Here is a 25,018-nt window from a genome sequence, read left to right on the forward strand (position 1 = left end):
AGACTATTTGACTGGTTTGTGGAGAATGGCGTAGATCTCCATGATAAAGCCGGCCATCACCACGATCGGGCCCAGCGTCAGGCCCAGGAAGCCAAACCCGTGCGGGCTGCTATCGAGGGACATGATGATGAAGCCCAGCAAAAGCGTTACGACGCCGATGATCATCCATTGATAATTCTTTTTTCCAAAAGGAAGCTTGCTTTGCATGATGGTTGGTTTATCAGTATAGTTCGTCTAAAGACATTTTGAGGTACCGGTGGATCGAAAAGAACGTGCTGATGACAGCGACAATCATACCGGTGCCGAGCAGCAATGCGAGTAAGAGCAGGAAGTGCTGCTGGTTGTGCACCAACATGATATCCGGAAGTTTTTTCTGTGAGTAATCGGACAGCATCCACAGCAATGCGCTCGTCAATGCACCGGCCAGGAGCCCGTAGCCCGCGGCGCGGAACAGGAACGGCCGCTGAATGAACCAGCGCTTGGCGCCCACCAGCTGCATGCTGCGGATCAGGAAACGCTGTGAGAACAAGGCAATGCGCAGGGTATTGCTGACGAGCAGGAACGTGATCACCAGCATGATGACGGCGATCACGATCAGCACGATCGAGATGTTGAAGAAGTTTTTATTGACAGCGTCAAACAGGTGCTTTTCGTAGGTGGCTTCCAGGATGCCGTTGACGGTCTCCAGGTCGGCCTTGATCTTCTTCAGGTTGGTGGTGTCCTGAAACCCGGGTTTGATGCCGACAATGAAGGCATCTTTTAGGGGGTTCTCGCCAAGGATCTCCTTATAGTCGCCGATCTGGGCCACGAGGTCTTTTTCGGCTTCTTCCTTGGAGATGTATTTCAGGGCAGTTTCGCCAGAGGCGACATATTCCTTACCGAGCAGGGTCTTTTCCAGCTGGCTGCGCTGGGTTTCGGTCAGCGTGCTTTTGAGGTATACTTTTACGTTGAGGTTGTCGCGCACCATCTTCCCGAATTCGCGGGAGTAGATCATGAGGGTGCCGAACAAGCCCAGGGCAAAGAGCGCCAGCGTGATGCTGAACACCACACCCATGGCGGGGTAGCCGCCCAATTTCTTCTTTCTTGTTGCTTTCTCCATGCTGTAAGGCCCAAAGTTATGAGAAAATACGAAATACCGTAGTCTCCCGGGGGCCACCAGGGCCTGTAAAAAACGGGGCCCACCGGGTGCCGGCCCTTGGAATCTGGCATTTGAAATCTATTTTGCCGGCGGTAATTCAAGTCAATGAAAGTTAAGAAAGCAGTGGGCTGGCTGCACCTGTGGCTCGGGCTGGCCTCCGGCGTGATCGTGGTCGTGCTCGGTGTCACCGGATGTTTGTATGCATTTGAAAAGGAGCTCAAGGGTATTTTTCATTCCGACAGACTGTATGTAGATCCGCAACCGGGCCACCCGTGGCCCCTGACCCGACTGATGGACATCGCCCAAAAAACGTTGGGGGAAGACAAGCCCATCACGCGGATCGAGATCCCACAAGCGCCCGGCCGCACCTATATATTCCGGGCTACCCGGACCAATCCGGATAACATCTTCTACTGGAACTATTATACCTACTACAATAAGGTCTACATCAATCCGTACGACGGAACGGTCGTTGCTACGGAGAACACCAAGGCCGACTTCTTCCAGCTTGTCTTCAGCCTGCATACGCAACTGTGGCTGGGCGACACGGTAGGCCACGCCATTACGGGGTACGCCGCCCTCTTGTTTGTGATCCTCCTCGTTACCGGCATGATCCTCTGGTGGCCGAAGAAGTGGAAGTCGCCCAAGCTTAAACAGTATTTTACCATCAAGTGGCACGGCAAGCTCAAACGCGTCAATTATGATCTGCACCGCACGCTGGGCCTGTATGCCTTTGTCCTGCTGCTGATCGTGGCCATTACCGGATTGGTATGGTCGTTCGAGTGGATGGACAAAAGCGTACAGTTCGTGGCGAACGGCGGGGCGTCGCCCAGGAAAGAAACATTTCCCGGATCCGATACCACCCGTGCCCAACAGCCTTTGGTGATCGATAAAATATGGATGGATGCCCGTGGCGTTAGTCCCCGGGCTGTATCGTTTCTGGTGGTGCTGCCGGCGGCAAGGACCGGCACCGTGAATGTCTTTGCCTATGAGACCGTTAACAACCATTACGAACGTATCAAATCTTCTTATGACCGCTACACGGGAGAGCGGGTACAATCCGGCTCGTTCGACGACCTGGATCGCGCCGCCCGGGTGAAGCTCCTGAACTATGATCTCCACACCGGTACCGTGCTGAACCTGCCCGGAAAGATGCTGGCTTTCTGCGCCTCGCTGGTTGCTGCGAGCCTCCCCATTACTGGCTTTATAATATGGTGGCGACGAGGAAAAAGCCAAAAACAAGCGCGGTAGGGCTGTTTTTTATCATGTTCTTATTTGGACTGGATATAAATAATAGCTTACTTTGGGCTATAACCTGTAATCTTTGCAGTCTTTGCACGGTTCAGCCGAACATAGCATTTCAGAATCCCTACCGCTGCTTATCGCTGACGAAAGTGCGTTCAAGGCGCTTTACGATCGATACTGGGAAAAGGTACTAGCCGTCTGTTTTCAGGCCACAAAAGACATTCCGCTCGCCGAGGACCTGATGCACGAATTGTTTCAGTCGTTGTGGGAACGCAAGGATGAGCTTCGTGTGGAGGGGCCGGTGGAAAACTACCTGATGCGCGCCGCCCGTCTGAAAGTATTGGCGCATTACCGAGACACCAGCAACCGCACCGCGCACTTCGGTCATGCCATGCAGGGATATTCCGGCGCAGAAGAGTCCACCGAAAATGACGTGAACTATGTGTTCCTGACCGAGCAGGTCACGACCCTCGTCGCCCAGCTGCCGAACCCCTGCCAGACCGTATATAAGATGAGTCGCGAGCGGGGTCTTTCGAACAAGATCATCGCTTCATCGCTCGTGCTCTCCGAAAAAACGGTAGAGTACCATCTCACCCGGGCTCTTCGTTTTCTGAGCAAGCACCTCGGCGGATACCGCTTTTAAAAAAAAATCATCCTGCCGCCAGGGTAATCGTCGTCCCACGCAACTACTGCATGAATGGGCCTGAACCCCGTTTGCTATAAAACGTCTTGAATGGGAATCAATCCGGAGTTATTGAGCCGTTATAATCGGGGGCTTTGTTCCGAACAGGAGCGAAGGGTGGTAGAGGATTGGCTAAACGGTGAGCGCCTGGAAGATGCGCCGGATACCGGCCACATTCCGGCCGCGCTGAAACAACAGATAGGACAGCGGGTATGGCGCCGGTTGGACCCGGTCGGGCAACGGCCCTCGGCATTCATCCTGCGTTGGAAAGAATACTACCAACCCGTAGGCATTGCCGCCAGCATTACGCTCGCAGTGGCGCTGACGTACCTCGTGATCTTACGATCTCCCCACGTGTCGCCCGTGCCGCTGCAGACTGTCAGGACAGGCATGGGACAAAGGGCCAACGTTACCCTGCCCGACGGCACACAGGTAGCGCTGAACAGCGATAGTGAGCTGCAATACCCGACGTCATTCTCAGACACCCTGCGCCGGGTATTCCTGCGGGGTGAAGCGCTGTTTACGGTAACAAAAAATGCCGGCAAGCCCTTCCTCGTTCGTACCGGGCACAGCGAGACCCGCGTGCTGGGCACGGTATTCAATCTCAAGGCCTACCCGACGGAAACGACCACCACCCTGGCGGTGGCGGAGGGACGCGTCGTCTTTTCCAACGCGGACGTGGCGGGTGACGCCGATACCCTTCTGGCCAACCAGCAGATCGTGCTACGCGATGGCCTGCTGCAAGCCAAAACCGATGTCGACGCGTCGCGCGCGTCGGCCTGGCAAAAGAGCATCCTGATCTTTGACGACCTTACGATCGCGCAGATCGCTACCGCGCTGGAACGCTGGTATGGCGTACAGGTCAACATCGAATCGGACGCGCTGAAAGATCAACGCTACACGGGCACCTTTACCCGCGCAACGCTGCCGGCCGTTCTTCGCAGTATGGCGTATGCCATCGATTTTCACTATGAGATTCACGACAAGACTGTAACGCTATACGCGCATGAACGCTAACGCTATGCCTCCTTAACCCGGAAGAGATCAAAAAAAGAAACCCGGTGTGCCGTCGCCAAACTTTACACCGGGCCAATGTCCATCAATCGTCATGATCAATTAAACATCAATTAAAAGTATGCATTTATCGCTCGCTTCTCCTATCGACCGAAGCAAAAACTATTTTTTTACCGTAAACCGGTACATCCTGTTTCTCTTGACCCTGCTGCTGGGTGCCGGCAGTGTCTATGGCCAGCAAAATGTTCTGGATAATCCGGTTACAGTGCAGTTGAATAACGTTACCCTGGCCGAGGCATTGACCGCCATCGGCGAAAAAGCCGGTGTGTCGATATCCTACAGCAGCACCCAACTGAGCACGGATAAGAAAGTATCCGCCGACTTGAAGGATGTTCCCCTCAAAGCAGCCCTGCGCAAGGTGCTGGGTGCGTCCACCAATTTCCACGTGCAAGGAACGACGGTCACCATCCAGGCCCAGGCGAACGCGGGCGGGAAAGGCACCGTGAAGGGTACCCTCAAAACATCTGACGGGCGCCCCGCCGAATTTGTGAACGTGAGCATCAAAGGCACCGGCAAGGGCATGCCGAGCGATGCGCAGGGAAATTTTCTGATCAAGGGCGTACCGGCGGGCGAGCAAACCCTCGTCGTACAACTGCTCGGCTACGAGCCCATCGAAAGAACGGTGCAGGTCGCGGCCGGCGAGACGCTGGAAGTGGAGCCTATTGCGATGAACGAAGACAGCAAGATGCTGCAAGAGATCGTTATCAGCGGTGATGTCAATAAGTTCTCCAAGCGGGAAAGCGACTACGTCGCCAAGCTGCCCCTCAGCAACCTGGAAAATCCACAGGTATATAGCGCGCTGTCGAAGACCCTGTTCACCGAGCAGCTCATTACCGACTTCGGTAACATTGTCAAGAATGCACCCGGTGTATACAAGATCCAGGGCAACCGCGGTATCAACTCCGACGGAGCGACTTTCTATACCCTGCGCGGATTCAGGACCGAAGTGTCGCTGGTAGACGGTGTGCCGGTGCAGACAAACGGCGAATTTGATCCTGTAAACGTAGAGAAAGTGGAAGTGCTCAAAGGCCCGTCGGCCACGTTGTTCGGCAGCTCGGTAACATCGTTCGGAGGACTGCTGAACATCGTTACCAAAAAGCCCGTCGAGATCGCCGGCGGCGAGATCGGCTATACCACCGGTAGCTACGGTCTGAACCGGTTCACGGCGGATATCTACAGCCCGATAAACGAAAAGAAGAACCTGCTGCTGCGGGTCAACGCCGCGTATCAAACCCAAAACAGCTTTCAGGATGCCGGCTTCCGCAAGAGCCTTGTGATCGCACCATCGCTCGAATACCGCGTCAACGACCGGCTGCGCATCAACCTCAACGCCGGGATCTACAATGGCGAAATGACCAGCCCGTCGGTGGTCTTTCTGAACCGTACCCGCACGTTCGTGGCCCATACACCGGATGAGCTCGGTTTTGACTGGAACCGCTCCTATACCAGCAACGACCTCAGCATGAAAACGCCTACCACCAATGTATACGGGCAGGTGACGTACACGCTGGCCCCGGGGTGGACATCGCAGACCAACTTTTCCAGCAACACCCGCAAGTCCGACGGTTTTTATCAATATGAATTCCTGCGGGGTACCGTAGCCGACACGTTGCTGGAGCGCAATATCACGCTGCAGAACACGACGAACACGGCCATCGACATTCAGCAGAACTTCATTGGCGACTTTACGATCGGGTCCCTGCGCAACCGCCTTGTGGTAGGCCTTGACTTCCTGAGCCGCGGCGTCAACAACAGCAACTCGCCGTATATTGTATTTGACAACATCAGTGGCATCAGCGCCGATCCCAATTATATCAAGATCTCGCGCTCGGCCGTCATGGCAAAACTGGCGGCGAGCACGGATGCTCCTACAAAGAACGACAACACGTCCAACGTATACAGTGTGTATGCATCCGATGTCATCAACGTTACCGATCGTCTGCTGGCGATGCTCAGTCTGCGGATAGACCGTTTTGAGAACAAGGGTACGCGGAACCATGCCACCAACACCTACGTGCCCAACACGGAGTTTGATCAGACGGCCGTCTCGCCCAAGCTCGGCGTGGTGTATCAAATCATTCCCGACCAGTTGTCGGTCTTTGGTAACTATATGAACGGTTTCTTCAACGTGGCTCCCGTTACGCAGCCGCTTCCCGACATCTCGGGCGTATTCAAGCCTCAGCAGGCCAACCAGCTGGAGGGTGGTGTAAAAATGGAGATGTTGCAGAACAAGCTGAACCTGGTCGTGAGCTACTACGACATCAGCGTCGAGAACGTTACGCGGACGGAGGTCGTGGTACGCGACGACCGGAACTATAACGTCACCGTGCAGGATGCCACGCAGTACAGCAGAGGTCTGGAAGTGGAGCTGATCGCGAACCCGGTCATGGGGTTGAATCTGGTGGCAGGCTATAGCCACAACGACAGCGAGTTCACCAAATCGACGGCCGCGCTGGAAGGCAGAAGGCCCGCGGCGGCCGGACCCGCCAACCTCGCGAACGCCTGGATCAGCTACGCCCTGCCCCACGGCAAACTAAAAGGTATCGGTGCCGGCATCGGGGGCAACTACGTGAGTAAGCACCTGACCGCCAACTCTGCCATCACCGGGGTGTTCACCATTCCGTCGTACACCGTGTTGAACGCGACCGTGTTCTATAGCACTCCGGACTGGCGACTGGGTCTCAAGCTGGACAACCTTACCAATGAGCGATACTTCGTCGGCCAGGGCGTGCTCAGCCCGCAGATGCCCAGAAACTTCTCGGCAAACCTGGCGCTCAAGTTCTGAGATCACGCGAATTATAAATCGGAGAGGCTACCCGGAATGGGTGGCCTTTCTTGTTAAGGTGCAGAACGCAAAGAACGGAGCCCTGAAAGAGCATAACAAATCAGCATGTGCGTGCCTCGAATTGTTACTAGGGTATAAATGAAAGAGGGTATCTCGACTGGAGATACCCTCTTTTCGTAAAGCGTTTGGCGGTACCGGCTGCGGTTATTTGCCGCGGTAGTCGGTCAGTTTCTTGAGCAATACCGGGTCGCTGATGGGCGTTAACGGCCGGATCTTCTCAGATTCTTCGTTCAGCAAGTAGTAGTTCTCTTTGTAGAACAGGAATACCGTGCGTTTGTTGTCGCTGAAGAACTCCATGATCTCGTACAGGTTCTTTTCGAACGAGCCATACAGATAAAGCTTACCTTCTTTAAACTGATAGTGGAAGGTATATTTCTTGTTGTTGCTGTCGGTGCGAACTTCGATTTCGGCTTTCGCGCTCTTCGGCTCGGCGGAAGATTCACGCAGCGTGCCATCGTCGTGGGCGGCGGTGTTGCCGGCTTCTTCGCTCGGGTCGAACACGGTAATGTTCGGCTTGGTCACGGCCGGTTCCTGGGGTGCCGCGACGGCGGTGTCTTTGGGACGGGCCGTTTTGTTTGTCGCGGGGGCTTGCCGGGTAGGAGCGGTGGTCGTCTCGTGTTGTTCGGCCAGCGGCGCCGCCGGTGTTTCCGTAGCCGGTGTCGTGTCGGGCGTTGCTACCGCCCCGGGTTGTGTTTCGGTTGCGGGTGACTCTTGCTGTGCGGTGCTTGTATTGTCCTTGCCCGGCTTCAGGTATAGGTATACACCTGCGCCGATCGCCCCGGCGACCAACAGGCCTGCCAGTGTTTTGGCCAATACGGCTTCGCCGCCCGTAGGAGCGGGAACCGGTATGCTGTTCAGCAGGGTCTTCAACTGAACCCGGCGGGCCTGGCGGATACCTTCGGCAATGCTTTGTTGCAACGTGTACTCGCGCTTCAATTCAGGATCGGCGTTCAACTGTTGTTCGAAAGCCGCTTTCTCCTCGCCCTTCAGCCCATTCGCAATGTAGCGGTCTAATAATTCCAAGTCTCTTTCCAGTGCCATAGTTCTAATCCAAAAAATCACGCTCAGAGTACTGAGCTTTGACTAATTCATCTAATTTCATTTTACACTTGTACTTCTTCGTTTTGGCCGTGTCGGTGTTGGCGAATCCCAGTTTGTCTGCGATCTCCTGCATGGACATCTCTTCGAAGTAGTAGTACATCAGCACTTTCTTGCAGGTTTCCCCTAATTGCTCGATGCAGTGTAAAATTATCTTATCACGTTCGGCCGTTTCTGTATCTAACGACACAGCCGTGTCTTTTTCTTCATTCGAGAGGCGTTTTTTTCTATCCAGCTCTTTTCTCCACAGGTTCTGACAAATGCTGTAGATGTAGGTACTGATCTTGGAGGTCATGACCAGGTTACCTGAGGTGGCCTTTTGCCAGAAGACGATGAGTGCGTCCTGGTAAACGTCGCGGGCCTCTTCTTCGGTTCCACTGTTGGTGATGACGAGCTTGGTCATCATCCGGTAGTATTTCTTATACAAGAACTCGAGAGCTTTCTCATCGCCTTTACAAATGCGCTCGAAAATCTCTTTTTCGTCCATGTGTGAGCTCGACCTGTATACCATCGTTTAGCGGGGTTGTAACCTCTGAGGTTGTCTTTTTGTGAATTTTCCGGCGAATGGGGCCTGCCTGTCGGCGGGCAGGCCTGCCTGCCGGTAGGCAGGGTTCTTCCAGGAGGTTAATGGGCCCTGTTCCAGGTTTGGGTTCGGTAAAATGGCCCCCAATATCCGCGGACCTTCAGATTATCGCCCTCCAGCCAGATCTTGCATCCATATACCTTGCCGCTTTCGGGGTCGAGGATCTTGCCGTCGGTATATTCGGTGCCTGATTTGACCATATCCTGCATAATTTCCATGCCGACGATCTTTTTCTTGTAGCGAGGGTCGTCTTCCGAGCACTCGTCACAGATCGGGTCGGGGTCGTCTTCGGGGGCGCGGACAAGCTTCGTGATCTTGCCATGCACTTTGCCGTCGCGCTCGTAAAGCTCCACGATAGATCGCTCTTTGCCGGTGTTGTCATCGATCGTCTTCCATTTTCCCAGCACCGAGGGGGGCTGGGCCAGGCCGGCGTGTGCCCAGAAGAGCAACGCCATTGTCAGAATCCGGAGGGGCATAGGCGGATAGTTTTACCCGTCAAAAATAGAAAAAGCCCCGGCATTCCCGAGGCTTCTCCTGAATTTGATGGCGTATTTTGCCGTTACTGAGCGCTTTTTTCGGGCGCTGCGACAGATGTGATCACTTCGGTCTGGGCTTTGGCCGGGGTGGCCTGGGCGGCTGCCGAATGGTCTTTGTGTGCAATGTGCGGGGCGATGATCAGGGCCACGATGGAGGTCAGCTTGATCAGGATGTTCATGGACGGGCCGGAGGTATCCTTGAACGGGTCACCTACGGTATCGCCCGTTACGGATGCCTTGTGCGGCTCCGACTTCTTGTAGTACATCTGGCCGTTGATCTCCACGCCCTTTTCGAACGACTTCTTGGCATTGTCCCACGCGCCGCCGGCGTTTGACTGGAACATGCCCATCAGCACGCCGGATACGGTCACACCGGCCAGCAGACCACCCAAGACTTCGGGGCCGAAGGTAAAGCCTACCAGCACCGGGGCCAGGAGGGCAATAGCACCGGGGGCGATCATTTCGCGGATCGATGCACCGGTTGAAATGGCCACACACTTTTCATATTCGGGCTTGGCCTTGTATTCCATGATACCGGGAATTTCGCGGAACTGGCGACGTACTTCGTTCACCATGTCCATCGCCGCACGGCCTACCGCCGCAATGGCCAGCGAGGAGAAGATGAACGGGATCATACCGCCCACAAACAAACCGGCCAGGACCGGTGCTTTGTAAATATCGATCGAGCTAATGCCGGAGATCCCCACGAAGGCGGCAAAGAGGGCCAACGAAGTAAGCGCGGCAGAAGCAATGGCAAAGCCTTTACCGGTTGCGGCGGTCGTGTTGCCCACGGCGTCGAGGTTGTCGGTACGATGGCGTACTTCTTCGGGCAGCTGGCTCATTTCAGCAATACCGCCTGCGTTATCGGCGATCGGACCAAACGCATCGATCGCGAGCTGCATGGCGGTGGTGGCCATCATACCTGCTGCGGCAATGGCGACGCCATAGAGTCCGGCAAAAGCATAGGAGCCGATGATACCCCCCGCCAGTACAAAGATGGGCAGTACGGTAGATTCCATACCGACAGACAACCCGCCGATGATGTTGGTGGCGTGACCGGTGCCCGATTGTTTAATGATCGACAATACCGGGCGCTTGCCCATGGCGGTATAATATTCGGTGATCACGCTCATGAGCGTGCCCACGACGAGACCGATGATGATGGCGATGAACACATCGGTGGATGTGAATGTCACGCCGCGGTGTACCAGTGTTTCCGGCAGCAGGTGCTTTACGGCGAAGAACGAGGCGATGGCGGTCATCACGATCGAGGACCAGTTGCCGATGTTCAATGCGTTTTGGACGCTGTCTGTTTCTTTGCTGATGCGTACGAACCAGGTACCGACGATCGAGAAGATCAGGCCCAGGCCGGCGATGAGCATCGGCAGGAGGATGGGAGAGAGGCCGCCGAATTTGTCGGCCGATGCGTCGATCTCCTGGCCCAGCACCATGGTGGCGAGGATCGTGGCTACGTATGAACCAAAAAGGTCGGCGCCCATGCCGGCTACGTCGCCTACGTTATCGCCTACGTTGTCGGCAATGGTGGCGGGGTTGCGCACGTCGTCTTCGGGTATGCCCGCTTCTACTTTCCCTACGAGGTCGGCGCCCACGTCGGCCGCTTTGGTATAGATACCGCCGCCCACGCGGGCGAAGAGTGCGATCGACTCGGCACCCAGCGAGAAGCCCGCGAGCACTTCGATAGCCTTCTTCATTTCAAGACCGGTGATGGCCGCGCCGGCCGGCACATACATGTTATACAATACGATGAACAGGCCGCCCAGGCCGAGGATCGCAAGACCGGCTACGCCAATGCCCATGACCGAGCCGCCGGTGAACGACACCTTCAGGGCGTGGGCCAGGCTGGTGCGGGCGGCTTGTGTCGTGCGTACGTTGGCTTTGGTGGCGATCTTCATGCCGATGTAGCCTGCGAAGGCCGACAGCACGGCGCCGATCAGGAACGAAATGGCAATGAGGGGGCTTGAATCCGGCACGAGCGTACCCGACCAGGCCAGCAGCAGGGCGGCGATGACCGCGAAGTAGGTCAACACTTTCCATTCAGCCCGGAGGAACGCCATGGCGCCCTGGGCTATGTAACCGGCAAGCTCCTGCATTTTTGCGTCGCCGGCGTCCTGTTTGGACACCCAGGCGGATTTAATGGCCATAACGATCAGGCCGACGATTCCCAGCAGCGGGACAAGAAGTAAAATACTGTTCATATGATGTTAAGGATCTGATTGATACATAAAAACCACCCGGTGTGCCGGATGGCTTTTTACTAAGGATGGCAAAGATAGGAATCGCCCGGAATCTGCCAAATGATCAATACAATCGGTTGTTCCCGAGCCGGGAAGGGGGTATGATGCGCCATCCGGCGCCGTCCGGAAAATATCCAGAGGAAGAGGCCGTACCGGGTCAGACGCCGAACATCTGGCGCAGCGCCAGCCAGAGATTTTTCTTCTTGAGATCGTCCAGGCGCGGCAGGGCATCGGCCACTACTACGGGCAGGCCGTCGTGCGTAAAGCTTTCGTACAGGCGGCTGGAGCCTTGCAACGTGGCGCCCAGGGCAATCACTTTGGTGGGCGCATAGGCGGCGAGGTCGGCCGCGGTAAAGGCCGCGCGCGTAATGATCTGTACCGCGGCGATGTTGAGCCGCAGCGCCGTGATCATTTTTGTCAGCGTGGTCTGATCGGCCTCCGACAGGTTCTCCCACGGGTCCGACAGGATCACCAGCACGCGGGGCGGGAGGCTGTACAGATCTTCCGGGTAGAGGTATGTTCCGATGGTGGCTGCCTGGCTCATAAGTGCTTAGGGTTCCTTGATGTCGAAGATAGATCGTAACTCGGCGGCTTCAGAAGGTTTCATTCTTCCGGCCAGGATGAGGCGCAGCTGGCGGCGGCGCAGCGCACCTTCGTAGAATTCGGCTTCTTCCGCCGTCTCGGTTACGACAGCCGGTACGTCGGTAGGCTTCCCATCCTTGTCGAGTGCGACAAAGGTAAAGTAGGCGGCATTACTTTCAAACTTGTGCGCGGCCGGCACGTCTTCCGCATCGACATCGATGCGCACTTCCATGGACGATTGGAACGCGCGGGTCACGCGTGCCCGCAGCGTCACGACGTTCCCCAGGCGAATGGGATGCTTGAACGAGATGTTGTCGACCGAGGCGGTCACCACGTGGCGGTTGGAATGCTTCTGCGCGGCGATGGCCGAAACGATATCCATCCAATGCATGAGTCGTCCACCCATCAGGTTGTTGAAGGTGTTGGTGTCGTTCGGAAGAACGAGCTCTGTCATGCTGACAAAAGACTCGCGCGGGAATTTGGTTTTTCGTGTTTCGTTCATGGTGAAAAAGATCGCGGCAGGTTCCGGCAGCGGTGTTATCGTGAGATGTTGTGACGCGTGATGTGAGCGGTGTTGGCGTGTATAAGCATGCTAGGTCGTGATGTTTTAAGGAAATGATACCCGTACTTTTTCGGGTAATATTTTCAAGAGACTCGTTGCATACGATTGCAATGCGCTAATAACCGTTAGTTCGTGCAAAAATCATAAATTTTCTGTTGGAAACAAGGCGTGTGTTTCATTATTTCGGGATATCAAATGACACTGGCGAAACCATATATACTTTCCTCCGGAAGCTTTTTCACAGAAGCTTCTATCGCCATGGCTACCGTTGTGACAATGATTATTACCATCATTATTACCATTACCATCATTACGGGGTAACCCGTATGCAGCTATACCTCCGCCCCCATTAGGATTACGTCCACCTCCAGGAAGTGCTACGCGTAATCGAAAAAATAAATCACCTCAACAACCAGAAACCATTTTGTCATGAAAATATTGAAGTTCGGTGGCTCATCGGTCGCCACCCCCGCGCGGATACAGTCGGTCATCGAGATCGTCAAGCCGTACCTGCGCGAAGACGTAGCCGTCGTGTTTTCCGCCTTTGGCGGTGTGACCGACGTGCTGATCCAGATCAGCCGGCTGGCCCTCGAAGGCAACCTGGAATACAAAGCCACCCTGGCCGACATTGAACGCCGTCACCTCGACGCCGTACGGGCACTGGTAGGTGTGCAAAAGCAAAGCAGCATCCTGGCGCAGGTCAAGTTTACGATCAACGAACTGGAAGACGTACTGCACGGTGTGTACCTCGTAAAAGAACGCACACCCCGCACCCTCGACTACATCATGAGCTTTGGCGAACGCCTGTCGGCCTATATCATTGCCGAAGCCTTTAAAGACAACGGTGTCGCTGCTGAGTTCCTCGACGCCCGCCGCGTGGTGCGCACCGATGCAAACTTTGGATACGCCAAGGTAGACTTCGACACCACCAACACACAGATCCGCGAGCACTTCAGCCGCCAGCAGGCGCTGCAGATCATTACCGGTTTTATCGGCACCAGCGAGACGGGAGAAACGACCACGCTCGGCCGCAGTGGCTCGGATTATACCGCGGCGATCTTTGCCGGTGCCCTGCAAGCATCGGACCTCGAGATCTGGACCGACGTGGACGGTATGATGACTGCCGACCCGCGCCTGGTGAAGAAGGCGTTTACCGTGCCGCAGATGAGCTATGAAGAAGCGATGGAGCTTTCGCACTTTGGCGCCAAAGTGATCTTCCCGGCCACCATGCAGCCCGCGATGGTCAACCGTATCCCCATCTGGATCAAGAATACATTCAACCCTACCTTTCAGGGCACCGTCATTCACGCCGAGTCGAAGAACGGCAAGGTGATCAAGGGTATCTCGTCCATGAATGCCATCAGCCTGCTCAGCGTACAGGGCAGTGGCCTGCTGGGCGTGGTGGGTGCTTCGGCGCGGTTGTTCGCCACCCTGGCCCGCGAGCGCGTCAACGTGATCCTCATCAGCCAGGCATCGTCCGAGCACTCTATCTGTCTGGCGATCGAAAGCCAGTATACCCGTCAGGCCAAGACGGCCATTGAAAAAGAATTTCAATACGAAATACGCAACGAAGAGATCGACGAAGTACACGTAGAGACAGACCTCTCGGTGATCGCTGTCGTCGGCGATAATATGAAACAAAGTCCAGGTACCAGCGGGCGCATGTTTAGCGCGCTTGGTAAAAACGGTGTAAATGTCATGGCTATAGCACAAGGCTCTTCCGAGCGTAATATCTCCGCCGTTGTACGGCAAGCCGACGTAGCCAAGGCGCTGAACGCCTTGCACGAGGCCTTCTTCCTGTCCGATCGCAAGCTGCTCAACGTGTTCCTGGTGGGCACCGGCCTGATCGGCAAAGCCCTCATCAACATGGTGCGCGAGCAATTCAACAAGCTCGCCGAAGAGAACCTGCTGGAGGTAAACATCGTGGCGATCGCCAACAGCCGCAAGATGCTTTTCCAGGAAGCGGGACTGCCGCTGGCCACTTGCCTGGACGAGAACGAGGCGAAGGGCGAGGCCATGCACATGGAGAAGTTCGTGGAGCACATGGTATCGCTCAATCTGCCCAACAGTATTTTTGTAGATTGTACTTCCAGCGAAGAGGTGACGTCGTTCTACGAGGCGATCCTGTCGGCCAGCATCTCGGTCGTTACACCCAACAAGAAAGCCAACTCAGCTTCGCTGGAAAAATACAAGTTGCTGAAACATACCGCCTTCCGTCGTGGTGTGAAGTTCCTGTACGAAACCAACGTAGGCGCGGGCCTGCCGGTGATAAATACCCTGAACGATCTGCTGCTGAGCGGTGACAAGGTCATCAGCATCGAAGGGGTGCTGAGCGGCACGTTGAACTTTATCTTCAGCTCGTATACCGCGGGTAAGAAATTCAGCGACGTAGTCAAAGAAGCCAAGGCCAAGGGCTATACCGAACCCGATCCGCGCGACGACCTGAGCGGCATGGATGTGGCGCGCAAGATCCTGATCCTTTCCCGCGAAGCCGGCCTGCCGTATGAGCTGAGCGATATTACCGTAGAGAACCTCGTGCCGGCCGACTGCCGCGAGCAAACTTCGGTGGATGCCTTCTTTACGGCTTTGGAGAAACACGACAGCGCGTTTGAAAAGCTGCTGGCAGAGGCCACCGCGCGGCAGGAGAAACTGCGCTATATGGCGGTGTTGAAGGACGGTAAAGTGGCGGTGTCGCTGGGTACGGTGAACGATAAACATCCGTTCTACTCCCTGTCGGGCAGCGACAATATCATCCTGCTGACGACCGAGCGTTACCACGAGCGCCCCATGGTCATTCGCGGGCCGGGCGCCGGCGCTGCCGTAACCGCCGCCGGTGTCTTTGCCGACGTGATCCGCATCGGGCACTATGCGCGCTAAGGGTAAAACGAACAGAGTATAACGACAAACATTGGATTCATGAAATCTGTAAGAGCATCAGCCCCAGCAACGGTAGCAAACGTTTCGTGCGGCTTTGATATATTCGGCTTTGCTGTAGCCTCGCCTGCCGACGAGGTGGTGGTGACCCTGACGGACAAGCCGGGCGTCGTCATTCGCGAGATCGTGGGCGACGGCGGCCGCCTGCCGCTGGACGCATCGCGCAACACTTCCAGTGTTGCCGTCATTGAATACCTGAAGGCTATCAAGAGCGAGCAGGGCGCGGAGATCACCCTGTATAAACACCTGGCCCTGGGCAGTGGCATGGGCTCGAGTGCCGCCAGCTCCGTGGCCGCGCTCGTGGCCATCAACCACCTGCACGGCGAACCGCTGTCGCGTAAGGAGCTGTTGCCGTTTGCCATGGAGTCCGAGCGCATCGCCTGCGGTTCGGCGCATGCCGACAACGTGGCGCCTTCGCTGCTGGGCGGGTTTGTCCTGATCCGCGGGTACGACCCGCTGGATGTGACGAGCATTCCCACACCCGAAGGTTTATACGCCACGCTGGTACATCCGCACCTGGAGCTGAAGACTGAAGACTCACGCCGTGTGTTGAAGGCTTCGATACCCTTAAAAGATGCTATCACGCAGTGGGGCAACATCGCCGGCCTGGTGGTGGGGTTAATGAAACCGGACTACGGGCTGATCGGCCGGTCGTTGAAGGACGTCGTGGCCGAACCGATCCGTTCGGTATTGATCCCGGGCTTTGACCGTATCAAGGAAGAGGCGGTGAAGGCCGGCGCATTGGGCTGCGGTATATCCGGTTCCGGGCCGACGATCTTTGCACTGTCGACCGACGAGGCCACTGCGCAACGGGTAGGGCAGGCCATGCAGGCTCAATTTACCGACCTGAAATTGAAGAGTGACGTGTATGTGTCGGAGATCAACAACGCCGGCGCCAAAATATTATAAGCCTATACCAGACGATGAAATTCTACAGTACCAACAACAGCGCGCTGCAAGTCGACCTGCGCGACGCCGTAACGCAGGGCCTGGCGCCGGACAACGGTCTCTATATGCCTGAGCGTATTCCCGCGTTGCCGGCCGCGTTCTTTGATAAATTACCGTCTATGTCGTTTGCCGACATTGCCTATGCGGTGGCTCACAACCTGCTGGGCGACGACGTGCCTGCCGATGAGCTGCGGCGCATCGTAGACCATACCATTCAGTTTGATGCCCCGGTGGTGGAGGTAGACGACCACCTTTACGCGCTGGAGCTTTTCCACGGCCCCACGCTGGCCTTTAAAGATTTTGGCGCACGCTTTATGTCGCAGTTGCTGGGCTACTTTGCCCGCAGCCAGAAGCAGGAAATCGTTATACTCGTCGCCACCTCCGGCGATACGGGCAGTGCCGTGGCCAACGGCTTCCTGGGTGTACAAGGCACACGCGTGATCGTACTATACCCTTCCGGTAAAGTAAGCGACATCCAGGAGAAGCAATTCACGACCCTGGGTCAAAACATTACGGCCCTGGAAGTGGACGGAACGTTTGACGACTGCCAGCGCCTGGTAAAACAAGCCTTCCTCGACGACGACCTGAAGAAAAAATACTTCCTGACATCGGCGAACTCGATCAACATCGCGCGGCTGATACCGCAGTCATTTTATTATTTCTATGCCTACGCGCGCGTGCAGCATCTCGGCCGGCCGGTGGTGTTCTCCGTACCGAGCGGCAACTTCGGCAACATTACCGGGGGCTTACTGGCGCGGGCCATGGGCTTGCCTATTCACGCTTTTGTAGCGACGACCAATGTTAACGACGTGGTGCCGGAGTATCTCAAAACACAACTGTTCACACCACGCCCGTCGAAACAGACCATTAGCAATGCGATGGACGTCGGCAATCCCAGCAACTTCCCGCGCATGCTGGAGCTCCTGGGGCAGGACTACAAAGCATTGTCTGCGCTGATCAAAGGCTACGCCTTCACCGACGACGAGACCCGCGCCGCCATGCGCCTGATAAAAGCCTCGTCGGGCTATGTCATGGATCCACACGGTGCCATCGGCTACCTGGGCTTACAGCATTACCTGGATGAAACGACCGAAGATGTAACGGGCATTTTCCTGGAGACCGCGCACCCGGCCAAGTTCAAGGAGGTAGTAGACGACACATTGGAGGAGCCTATTGCCATACCGCCGGCGTTGCAGAAGTTCCTGCAACTGTCGAAACACACCGTGCCGATGAAATCGGACTTCGCGTCGTTTAAGACTTACCTGCAGGGAAATCTCTAGACACCGGCTGTGTTGCTACGCCGTGGTTGCGGAAGACGATATACTTACGGGTAAAGAAATTCCAAACCACGGCGACGGCAATGGCCAGGGCCTTGGCAATTTTGTCGTCCATCGACACATGCTTTACGAGTGCCCACAGCACGGCCTGGTTTACGGCCAATGCGCCCGCCAGGCAAACAGCGAACAACAATGCTTCGTACCCTTTATGGATCTGCGAGGAGGAGGTGAAAACGTACCGTTTTGTGAGAATGTAGGTAACGACGTTTGTCAGGATAAACGCCAGCACGTTGGCAACCCGGTAATCGGCTATGGTCTTGAATGCAAAGTAGAGGGAATATTCCAGTACAGCAGAGATCCCGCCGACAATCACGAAACGGGTAAACTCGGCTTTGAGCAATCGATGCAGGGCTTCCATAGTGGCTTTTCAGAATACTAAACCACAAAGAAACGATTTTAATTTGGGAATACCGCCGGCCGCCCGCGTGGGCACCTGCCATCAGCAGGTAGCCCACGGAGGGTGCGGAACCGGTTAGCGATGGTATGCCAACGGCTGCGGCTCGCAGATCCGGTTGGGTAAGGTCCAGGTAATGGTTTTCAGCGCGACCGGTTCCACGATCGCGCTGCCTTCGGTAATGCGGATAAACTGATCTGCGCGCAGGTTCGTAAACTTCTGCACGGCGCCGCTGCCGTGCCAGGTGATCTCCAGCTCATCGATGATGGTTGCCTGTCCCAGGCCGATCTCCCGGCGCAACGGCGACGCACCGAAGCTGCCGCCGCTGTTGACGTCGCGGTAGATCGTGCGGCGCACGCCGTTTTCGGTGCACACGATCCGGAGTTGTGTTCCGATGGCATCCCGGTTTGCTTTTGTACCGGTCAGCAGGATTGTGATCCAATGGTTGTTGCCCTGCCCCGGATTCAGGAAGAACGAGTTAGGATAAGCATCGCCGATAAAGGCGCCGCCCATCTCGATGTGTATATCCTGGTCGCCGTCGTTGTCCATGTCGGCAAACGACACGCCGTGTCCCTTCTGAAGGTGGCCGACGCGCGCCGACGCGGTCACATCGGCAAATTTTTTACCACCCAGGTTCCTGAACATCTTGTTCGGCACCAACGACTGGTAATTGGGATTGCCCGAGCCCAGGTACATATCCAGGTAGCCGTCGTTGTCGATGTCTCCGAAGTTGGAGCCCATGGCGAATACATTGCCTGTCAGCCCCATCGCTGCGGCCACGTTGGTAAAGGTGCCGTCGTGGTTATTGTGGTACAGCAGCATCTTCTCGGGGCTGCCGGCGGGAATGCCCAGCTTTTCGGCGGCGGTATAAAACGCGAGCGATGCCTGTCCAAACGTATAATCGCAGGCAAAGATATCCAGCCAGCCGTCGTTGTCGTAATCAAAGAACCACGATGGGAAGGTCTTGCCTTGCTCGTGGTGCAGGCCTGCTTTGACGGACACATCTTCAAACGCCACCTCGCCGTCCTGAACTCCCGTGTTGCGCAGGAGCTTGCGCAGGCCGTCCATGGTAGAGAGGAACAAGTCTTTCCTGCCGTCGTTGTCGAAGTCTCCCGAGGCGACGGACTTGACGTAAAACCGATAGTCGCATTTTGCACGGTGTGCTACTTCGCGGAAGGTGCCGTCCTGGTTATTGATGAACAGCTCGCACGGATGCTGCAAGTTGTAGCCGTTGTGGTCGGTCTCGTTGCCAATAAACAGGTCGAGCCAGCCGTCGTTGTTGAAGTCGTTCCAGGTCGCGGCCTGGGTAGGGTGGAAGGAGAGCAAGCCTGCCTGCGTGGTAACGTCGGTAAAGGTACCGTCGCCGTTGTTTTTCAGCAGCGAGTTCGGCTCCTGCCCGTATTCGCCTTTCCAGGCCCCTCTGAGCACGAGTATATCGCGGAAGCCATCATTGTTGTAATCGGCCTGAACGATGTTTAAACCGCCTGTAATGCCCTCCAGGCCGGCGCTGTGCGAGCGGTCGGCGAACGTACCGTCGGCGTTGTTGTGGAAGTAGTGCATTTCTTCGTCCAGCCCCCAGCCAGACGTGACCAGGTCGAGGTAGCCGTCGTTGTCAAAGTCTTCGGTAATGCTTCCCCCCGCCATGTTGATGGTCGCCAGGCCCAGGTCGCCGGCAACGTCCTCGAACGCGTTTACCCGGTGCGTGGTATCTCCTTCCATGTCGGGTATGTAAAACGCGGCGGGCACACGTTTGGGATATTCACCCAGGGTCATGTATGCCAGGTTCAGCAGCCAGCGCGACTCCAGGTCGTCAGGATGCCGTCGCAGCACTTCTTCGTACAACGGAATGGCCTTGCGTGAGCCGGCGATGTCGCGGTGCACCCCCATGCCGCGGATCGGCAAGACGCACGAGGCCGCGGCATGGCCCGTAATACAGTTGGACCGCTCGCCCAGGCGCAGGTACGCCAGCGCCAGGTCTTTGCGGATCTTATCCTGCTGGTAGGGGTTGGCATCTTTCAGCAACGGCTCGAATAAGGCGATGGCTTCCTGCTCTTCGCCAATCTCTAAGAGAATGTTTGCCTTCAGGTATTTGCAATACGCGGTCTGTGCCGGCGTGCTGTGGGGCAGCGCCAGCAGCGAGTCCATGAACTCAAGCTTGGCCTGTGGTATGTATTGATTTCGCGCTCCGAACTGCTCGGTTCGTTTTTTCTGGAGGAGCTCCAGCATTTCTTCATGGCACGACGGCTTGTGCTGGCATGCCGCGGCCAGTATGATCAGCGCTGCCACACGGAACAGCGCGGGAATATGGGGTTTCATCGGGTTATCGGGTTATGGTATAACAGGTTCACACGACAATACAGCCTAAGGCTGCTGCCGCAGGAAAGTAAAAAGGTCTATAGCAGGGTGGGTATTATGCCTGTTCGGGCGGAGGGGTAATGATGCGTTGTGCGGGTGGGCGCCAGCGGGGAGTATGTGTTACAGGGTAGCGGAATTTTTGTAGTAAGCAGGCGGTGTTAAAAGCCAGGACACCTGCCGGAAGGTAGTCGAGGTTGTCGGGCAGCTTGGGCACTTTCAGGGGTGCGGCTACTGTGTTATTCATGGGGTCGGCCAAGCGCGCGAAGAGAGACGCTACACGGCGCTCTTCCCGGTTTGGTAAACAGACCACATACAAGGTATCAGCATCGATGCGTTGGCTTACCAGCGTATAGGAGTTACCCTGGTAGCGTATGGAGCCGTGCAGACGGTGATTCTCTCCTTGTCCGGCCAGCAGGTAGGGCAGATTGAGCGGAAGCTTGAGCGTGATCGTTTCGGTGGCCTGGTATGCGCCGGCGTCCACACGTTGATCCTGTGTGCGGGTGGCACGCAGCCGCAGCAATGGATATAAACCATAATACCCCAGCGTATTGAACAGGATGAGCAGTAACAATATAATAGCTATCGGTCTCTTCATTTGGGTTACCGAATATAGCTATTATACTATAAAAAGCAAGACCAGACGCTAGGATACCTTCTCCACGCTTCTGTTCAGGTCTTCGTAAGCTCTCAGGATGTCCTGACGGCTTTCGTTACGAACATGGAGGATAGTGGATACGGGCTTGACAAAGGAGTACTGATCTTTCAGGTCTGAAATACGGCCGCCGTTTTGAATATGTGCCCGGATGGCATTTTTATCTTCCAGCATTTTCTGGAAGATGGCCGCACCCTTGGAGATGCCTTTGCTGGAGTTGTTGGTGTCCTTTTTCATATACTTTAGACAACTATTTTTTATCTACCACTAAAAAACGAAAATTTATCCAGGGAGTTAACGCCCTTCACAAAAAAGATTCTCATTTCCCAAAAATTCATTTATCGCTGAACGAAATAAGCTGGGGATACTATTTCCCCCAGCCCTGCGCACCCAATAGCGGTACAAAAGCAAAGTTGTCAAACTCTTCGCGGATCAGCTTACCACCCTTCTTACGAATGCGCAGCATCAGTTGCCGCTGGCGATCACCGACCGGTATGACGAGAATGCCGTCTTCCTTCAGCTGCGCTGTCAACGCATCCGGCACGATCGGGGCACCGGCGGTGACAATGATCTTGTCGAACGGTGCTTTCATCGGCAGGCCCTTGGAACCGTCGCCATGAAAGAAGTAAGGCTTGTAGCCGATGCCGGGCAGGAAGTCGCGCGTGCGTTCAAAGAGCACGCGATTGTATTCGATCGTATACACCTTTGCGCCCAGCTCCAGTAAAATGCAGGCCTGATAGCCCGAACCAGTGCCGATCTCCAGCACTTTGTCGCCGGGTTTGATCTCGAGCTTTTCAGATTGAAAAGCCACCGTATACGGTTGGGAGATCGTCTGCCCTTCGCCGATCGGAAACGCCTTGTCCTGGTAGGCGTGTTCCAGCAGGGCGCTTTCAAAGAAAAAGTGTCGCGGCACCCTCCCAATGGCGGCCAGGACGCGGTCGTCTTTAATGCCTTTTTCCGCCAATTTTTTTACCAGCTTATTGCGCAATCCCTGGTGCCTGTAATTGTCTTCCGTCATGATTTTTCAACTGGATTTTTGTCCTTGTGGATTAAATGTGGATCGATTGTTGATAAGATGTAAGATATTTATAATCAGTTGCTTAAAGTTTGGTTTTACATTTTTCGTGTTCAAAAAACCGCTTAAAAATCGAAATTTTTTAGGCCTCTCAAAGTTCAAAAAAAACCTTAGGAAAATTCCCGGCTTTGACCTTACTTTAAATCCTCTCCACACAGTGATAAGCTTTTTGCCATAGCGTTTCACAGTGTCCTGTCCCAAAAAGGGACAGGTGAGCAGTGTAAATAAAGGCCAGCGACGGTTACATCGCTGGCCTTTCACTTTTCAGGCCATCAGGCTTTCTGAAACCTTGCCGAAGGCTTAAGTTCTTTACTGCCAGGCGTATACGTATAAAATCCTTGCCCTGATTTAACGCCTTTGTGACCCGCCTGCACCATGTTCACCAGCAACGGGCAGGGGGCATACCGCGGGTTTCCAAACCCGTCGTGCAGCACACGCAGGATGGATAAGCACACATCCAGCCCGATGAAGTCGGCCAGCTGCAGCGGCCCCATGGGATGCGCCATGCCCAGCCGCATGACGGTGTCGATCTCCTCCACACCGGCAACGCCTTCGTACAGCGACGCGATCGCTTCGTTGATCATGGGCATCAGGATACGGTTGGCTACAAAGCCGGGGTAGTCGTTTACTTCCACCGGCGTCTTTTCGAGCTTACCCGACAGTTCCATGACGGCACGTGTCGTTTCATCGCTTGTGCTGTAGCCGCGGATCACTTCCACGAGCTTCATTACCGGCACCGGGTTCATGAAGTGCATGCCGATCACTTTCTCCGGCCGCTGGGTGGCCGAGGCAATGCGTGTGATCGAGATGGACGATGTATTTGTCGCCAGGATGGTGTGCGCCGGCGCAGCGGCATCCAGGTTTTGAAAGATCTTTAGTTTGAGCTCGATATTTTCGGTGGCCGCTTCTACCACGAGGTCGGCGTTCTTTACGCCCGCGGCCATGTCGGTCAATGTCGTAATGCGCGTGAGCGCTTCGGCCCTTGTCGCTTCTGTGATCGCGCCCTTCTCTACCTGGCGACTCAGGTTCTTTTCGATCGTGGCGAGTGCTTTCTTTAACGCCTCCGCGGCAATGTCGATGAGCGTAACGTGGTAGCCGTGTTGTGCAAAGGCATGTGCGATGCCATTGCCCATGGTGCCGGAACCAATAACTGCAATGTTTTTCATACTGGGTTTTTCGGGTTAATGAGTTGGGCGCAAAGATAGGATTTCATGGCACGTTGAGAAACTGCGCCGTGTGCTAGAATTCCTTCTTGATGTTGAAGAAGAAACCACTCATTCCCTCGGCATTGTAGGTGTATTCAAACCGAAAGACTGCATCATAGGAGCCCACGATATCAATGCCCGCGCCGATGCCCGACAGCATTTTGCCGGTAAGCCGGTTGCTCATCGTGTAATTGTCATAGTTGTGCACGTACCCCAGGTCGCCATACGCCTTTAAGTATACCGCCAGCGGTATGTGGCGGAACTGAGGAATAGGCATGGCCTTCCAGTGGTAGGTGCGCGCAAAGAGACGTTTCTTGAATGTAGTTTTATTCAGCACATAGCGAGGGCCTTCGATGACATACACTTCGTAGCCCCGCACAATTTCTTTTTGATATCCCAATGCGCTGTAGTTGTAATATGGCAGCCGGTCGGGTTTGCTCCAGTTGATGACGGTGTTGTTGGAGAGGAAGAAGTTCTTGCGCAGGTCAAAAAAGGCGGCACCGGTAAGGGAGGCCTCGAATTTTTCCAGGTCGTCGTTCTTCATGATGCCGCTGCGCATGGCCGTGACTTGAAGATAATACCCCCGCAGCGGATACCCCACATAGTCGCGGTGGTCGGTGGTAAACGAGTAGCCGATCGCGCCGAATTGCTGCATGCGTTTACCCTCCCCCAGGTAATTGGGGTTCAGCGTCATGATGGTATCGTTGATGGTAACACTTTCGTACGACACCGACAGGGCATGCGATTGGTAAAAGGAAGGCCGGAAGGTATAGGTCAGGCCGCCGGTACGTGTGGTGCGCAGCACACGCTCAGACTCCAGAAAAACCATTTTGTGGTCCAGCGTCTGGTAGGCCAGGTTCTTCGCCTGCGCAAAGTCCAGGTTGATGATGAGGCCTTGCTTTTGTTTTTTATCGATGTAGGGAATACGGTACGTCAGGTTAAAGCGGCGCGTAAAGCCCAGCTGTGTGATCAGGCGCAGCGTTTCGTTGCGGCCCCGCATGTTGTATTGATACAAGCGCAGACCGTAATAGACGCGGCTGAAGTCATGGTCATAGTTCTGCCACCATTCGTTAAAGTTGCGGTCTGCGAGCTCGAAGATGGGCGCGGGAAAGGTATACCACCGCTCATTGACATCGACCAGCAGGTCTACGTGATTGGGATCGTTCTCCAATGCGCGGATCTCGACCGTGTTGAACAACCGCGTGTTGATCAGCTTTTTTTTGTCCAGCTCCAGCATGCTGGGCAGTTCCCGGCTATAGACGAAGTCCCCCGTCTTAAACGACAGCTCGCGGAGTATGATCGGGTCGCGTGTAATGCGGTTGCCGACGATAAAGATGCGATTGATCTGCAGGAAGCGGCCGGCGCTGTCGGGCAGCAGTTTGGTATGGACAGGCCGAATCAATGAATCCGCCGCTGCAGAAGCAACCGTATCCTGACGGTCTTTCCCCAGCGGAAAAAGACTAAGCAAACCGAAGATAAATGCTAACATTTCGTAGCGCTATGACACCTGCCCGTACG

At 55.4% G+C, this 25,018-nt stretch carries 22 protein-coding genes; 7 read left to right on the plus strand and 15 right to left on the minus strand.

The window, feature by feature from the left end; genetic code table 11:
• Positions 1-3: 3 nt before the first annotated feature.
• Together KK078_RS12075 and KK078_RS12080 are read right to left on the minus strand one after the other, a co-directional pair.
• Entirely contained in the window at positions 4-207 is a 204-nt protein-coding gene (locus KK078_RS12075; RefSeq protein WP_254090534.1) for a DUF3098 domain-containing protein, read from the minus strand.
• A gap of 13 nt (positions 208-220) precedes the next feature.
• Entirely contained in the window at positions 221-1,099 is an 879-nt protein-coding gene (locus KK078_RS12080; RefSeq protein WP_254090535.1) for a cell division protein FtsX, read from the minus strand.
• A gap of 144 nt (positions 1,100-1,243) precedes the next feature.
• On the opposite strand from KK078_RS12080, the gene KK078_RS12085 reads away from it, so the two are divergent.
• From KK078_RS12085 to KK078_RS12100, 4 genes are all read left to right on the plus strand, one after another.
• Positions 1,244-2,389 carry a PepSY-associated TM helix domain-containing protein gene (locus KK078_RS12085; RefSeq protein ID WP_254090536.1) on the plus strand — a complete coding sequence of 382 codons (1,146 nt, stop codon included), beginning with the start codon at positions 1,244-1,246 and terminating at the stop codon, positions 2,387-2,389.
• A gap of 73 nt (positions 2,390-2,462) precedes the next feature.
• On the plus strand, positions 2,463-3,026 hold the full coding sequence (locus KK078_RS12090; protein ID WP_254090537.1) for a sigma-70 family RNA polymerase sigma factor: 564 nt from the start codon (positions 2,463-2,465) through the stop codon (positions 3,024-3,026).
• Between the two features lie 90 nt (positions 3,027-3,116).
• Positions 3,117-4,082, plus strand: coding sequence for a FecR family protein (locus KK078_RS12095; protein ID WP_254090538.1), 966 nt, complete (start codon positions 3,117-3,119; stop codon positions 4,080-4,082).
• Between the two features lie 118 nt (positions 4,083-4,200).
• Positions 4,201-6,924: a TonB-dependent siderophore receptor gene (locus KK078_RS12100; RefSeq protein ID WP_254090539.1), complete on the plus strand. Its 2,724-nt coding sequence runs from the start codon at positions 4,201-4,203 to the stop codon at positions 6,922-6,924.
• Positions 6,925-7,128: 204 nt separating this feature from the next.
• On the opposite strand, the gene KK078_RS12105 is transcribed toward KK078_RS12100, so the two are convergent.
• From KK078_RS12105 to KK078_RS12130, 6 genes are all read right to left on the minus strand, one after another.
• Positions 7,129-8,025 (minus strand): RodZ family helix-turn-helix domain-containing protein, encoded by an 897-nt coding sequence (locus tag KK078_RS12105; protein WP_254090540.1) that lies wholly within the window; start codon positions 8,023-8,025, stop codon positions 7,129-7,131.
• Positions 8,026-8,029: 4 nt separating this feature from the next.
• Positions 8,030-8,569: an RNA polymerase sigma factor gene (locus tag KK078_RS12110; RefSeq protein WP_254090541.1), complete on the minus strand. Its 540-nt coding sequence runs from the start codon at positions 8,567-8,569 to the stop codon at positions 8,030-8,032.
• 137 nt (positions 8,570-8,706) lie between these two features.
• The gene (locus tag KK078_RS12115) at positions 8,707-9,141 is read right to left on the minus strand and encodes a DUF2147 domain-containing protein (RefSeq protein WP_254090542.1); all 435 of its coding nucleotides are present in this window, start codon (positions 9,139-9,141) and stop codon (positions 8,707-8,709) included.
• A gap of 83 nt (positions 9,142-9,224) precedes the next feature.
• On the minus strand, positions 9,225-11,417 hold the full coding sequence (locus KK078_RS12120) for a sodium-translocating pyrophosphatase (RefSeq protein ID WP_254090543.1): 2,193 nt from the start codon (positions 11,415-11,417) through the stop codon (positions 9,225-9,227).
• Between the two features lie 196 nt (positions 11,418-11,613).
• On the minus strand, positions 11,614-12,000 hold the full coding sequence (locus KK078_RS12125; RefSeq protein ID WP_254090544.1) for a hypothetical protein: 387 nt from the start codon (positions 11,998-12,000) through the stop codon (positions 11,614-11,616).
• A gap of 6 nt (positions 12,001-12,006) precedes the next feature.
• Positions 12,007-12,540, minus strand: coding sequence for an acyl-CoA thioesterase (locus KK078_RS12130; protein WP_254090545.1), 534 nt, complete (start codon positions 12,538-12,540; stop codon positions 12,007-12,009).
• A 489-nt stretch (positions 12,541-13,029) separates the two neighbouring features.
• Between KK078_RS12130 and thrA the strand changes: the two genes are divergently transcribed.
• From thrA to thrC, 3 genes are read left to right on the plus strand one after another with little or no spacing between them, the layout of a single operon-like run.
• Positions 13,030-15,477 carry a bifunctional aspartate kinase/homoserine dehydrogenase I gene (thrA, locus tag KK078_RS12135; protein WP_254090546.1) on the plus strand — a complete coding sequence of 816 codons (2,448 nt, stop codon included), beginning with the start codon at positions 13,030-13,032 and terminating at the stop codon, positions 15,475-15,477.
• Between the two features lie 39 nt (positions 15,478-15,516).
• The gene (locus KK078_RS12140) at positions 15,517-16,443 is read left to right on the plus strand and encodes a homoserine kinase (RefSeq protein WP_254090547.1); all 927 of its coding nucleotides are present in this window, start codon (positions 15,517-15,519) and stop codon (positions 16,441-16,443) included.
• A 14-nt stretch (positions 16,444-16,457) separates the two neighbouring features.
• Positions 16,458-17,762, plus strand: coding sequence for a threonine synthase (gene thrC / locus KK078_RS12145; protein ID WP_254090548.1), 1,305 nt, complete (start codon positions 16,458-16,460; stop codon positions 17,760-17,762).
• On the opposite strand, the gene KK078_RS12150 is transcribed toward thrC, so the two are convergent.
• From KK078_RS12150 to KK078_RS12180, 7 genes are all read right to left on the minus strand, one after another.
• Positions 17,734-18,177 (minus strand): GtrA family protein, encoded by a 444-nt coding sequence (locus KK078_RS12150; protein ID WP_254090549.1) that lies wholly within the window; start codon positions 18,175-18,177, stop codon positions 17,734-17,736. The two genes, thrC and KK078_RS12150, sit on opposite strands and share 29 nt — an antisense overlap.
• 114 nt (positions 18,178-18,291) lie before the next feature.
• Positions 18,292-20,529 carry an FG-GAP-like repeat-containing protein gene (locus tag KK078_RS12155; protein WP_254090550.1) on the minus strand — a complete coding sequence of 746 codons (2,238 nt, stop codon included), beginning with the start codon at positions 20,527-20,529 and terminating at the stop codon, positions 18,292-18,294.
• Positions 20,530-20,623: 94 nt separating this feature from the next.
• Positions 20,624-21,163, minus strand: coding sequence for a hypothetical protein (locus KK078_RS12160; protein WP_254090551.1), 540 nt, complete (start codon positions 21,161-21,163; stop codon positions 20,624-20,626).
• Between the two features lie 48 nt (positions 21,164-21,211).
• Positions 21,212-21,457: a hypothetical protein gene (locus KK078_RS12165; RefSeq protein ID WP_254090552.1), complete on the minus strand. Its 246-nt coding sequence runs from the start codon at positions 21,455-21,457 to the stop codon at positions 21,212-21,214.
• A 130-nt stretch (positions 21,458-21,587) separates the two neighbouring features.
• Positions 21,588-22,238 carry a protein-L-isoaspartate(D-aspartate) O-methyltransferase gene (locus KK078_RS12170; protein WP_254090553.1) on the minus strand — a complete coding sequence of 217 codons (651 nt, stop codon included), beginning with the start codon at positions 22,236-22,238 and terminating at the stop codon, positions 21,588-21,590.
• 329 nt (positions 22,239-22,567) lie between these two features.
• A complete protein-coding gene (locus tag KK078_RS12175; protein ID WP_254090554.1) occupies positions 22,568-23,461 on the minus strand; it encodes a 3-hydroxybutyryl-CoA dehydrogenase in 894 nt (297 codons plus the stop codon).
• Between the two features lie 73 nt (positions 23,462-23,534).
• Positions 23,535-24,989 carry a BamA/TamA family outer membrane protein gene (locus KK078_RS12180; RefSeq protein WP_254090555.1) on the minus strand — a complete coding sequence of 485 codons (1,455 nt, stop codon included), beginning with the start codon at positions 24,987-24,989 and terminating at the stop codon, positions 23,535-23,537.
• Between the last annotated feature and the right edge of the window lie 29 nt (positions 24,990-25,018).

This window comes from Dawidia soli (assembly GCF_018598185.1).
Lineage (GTDB): Bacteria > Bacteroidota > Bacteroidia > Cytophagales > Cyclobacteriaceae > Ohtaekwangia > Ohtaekwangia soli.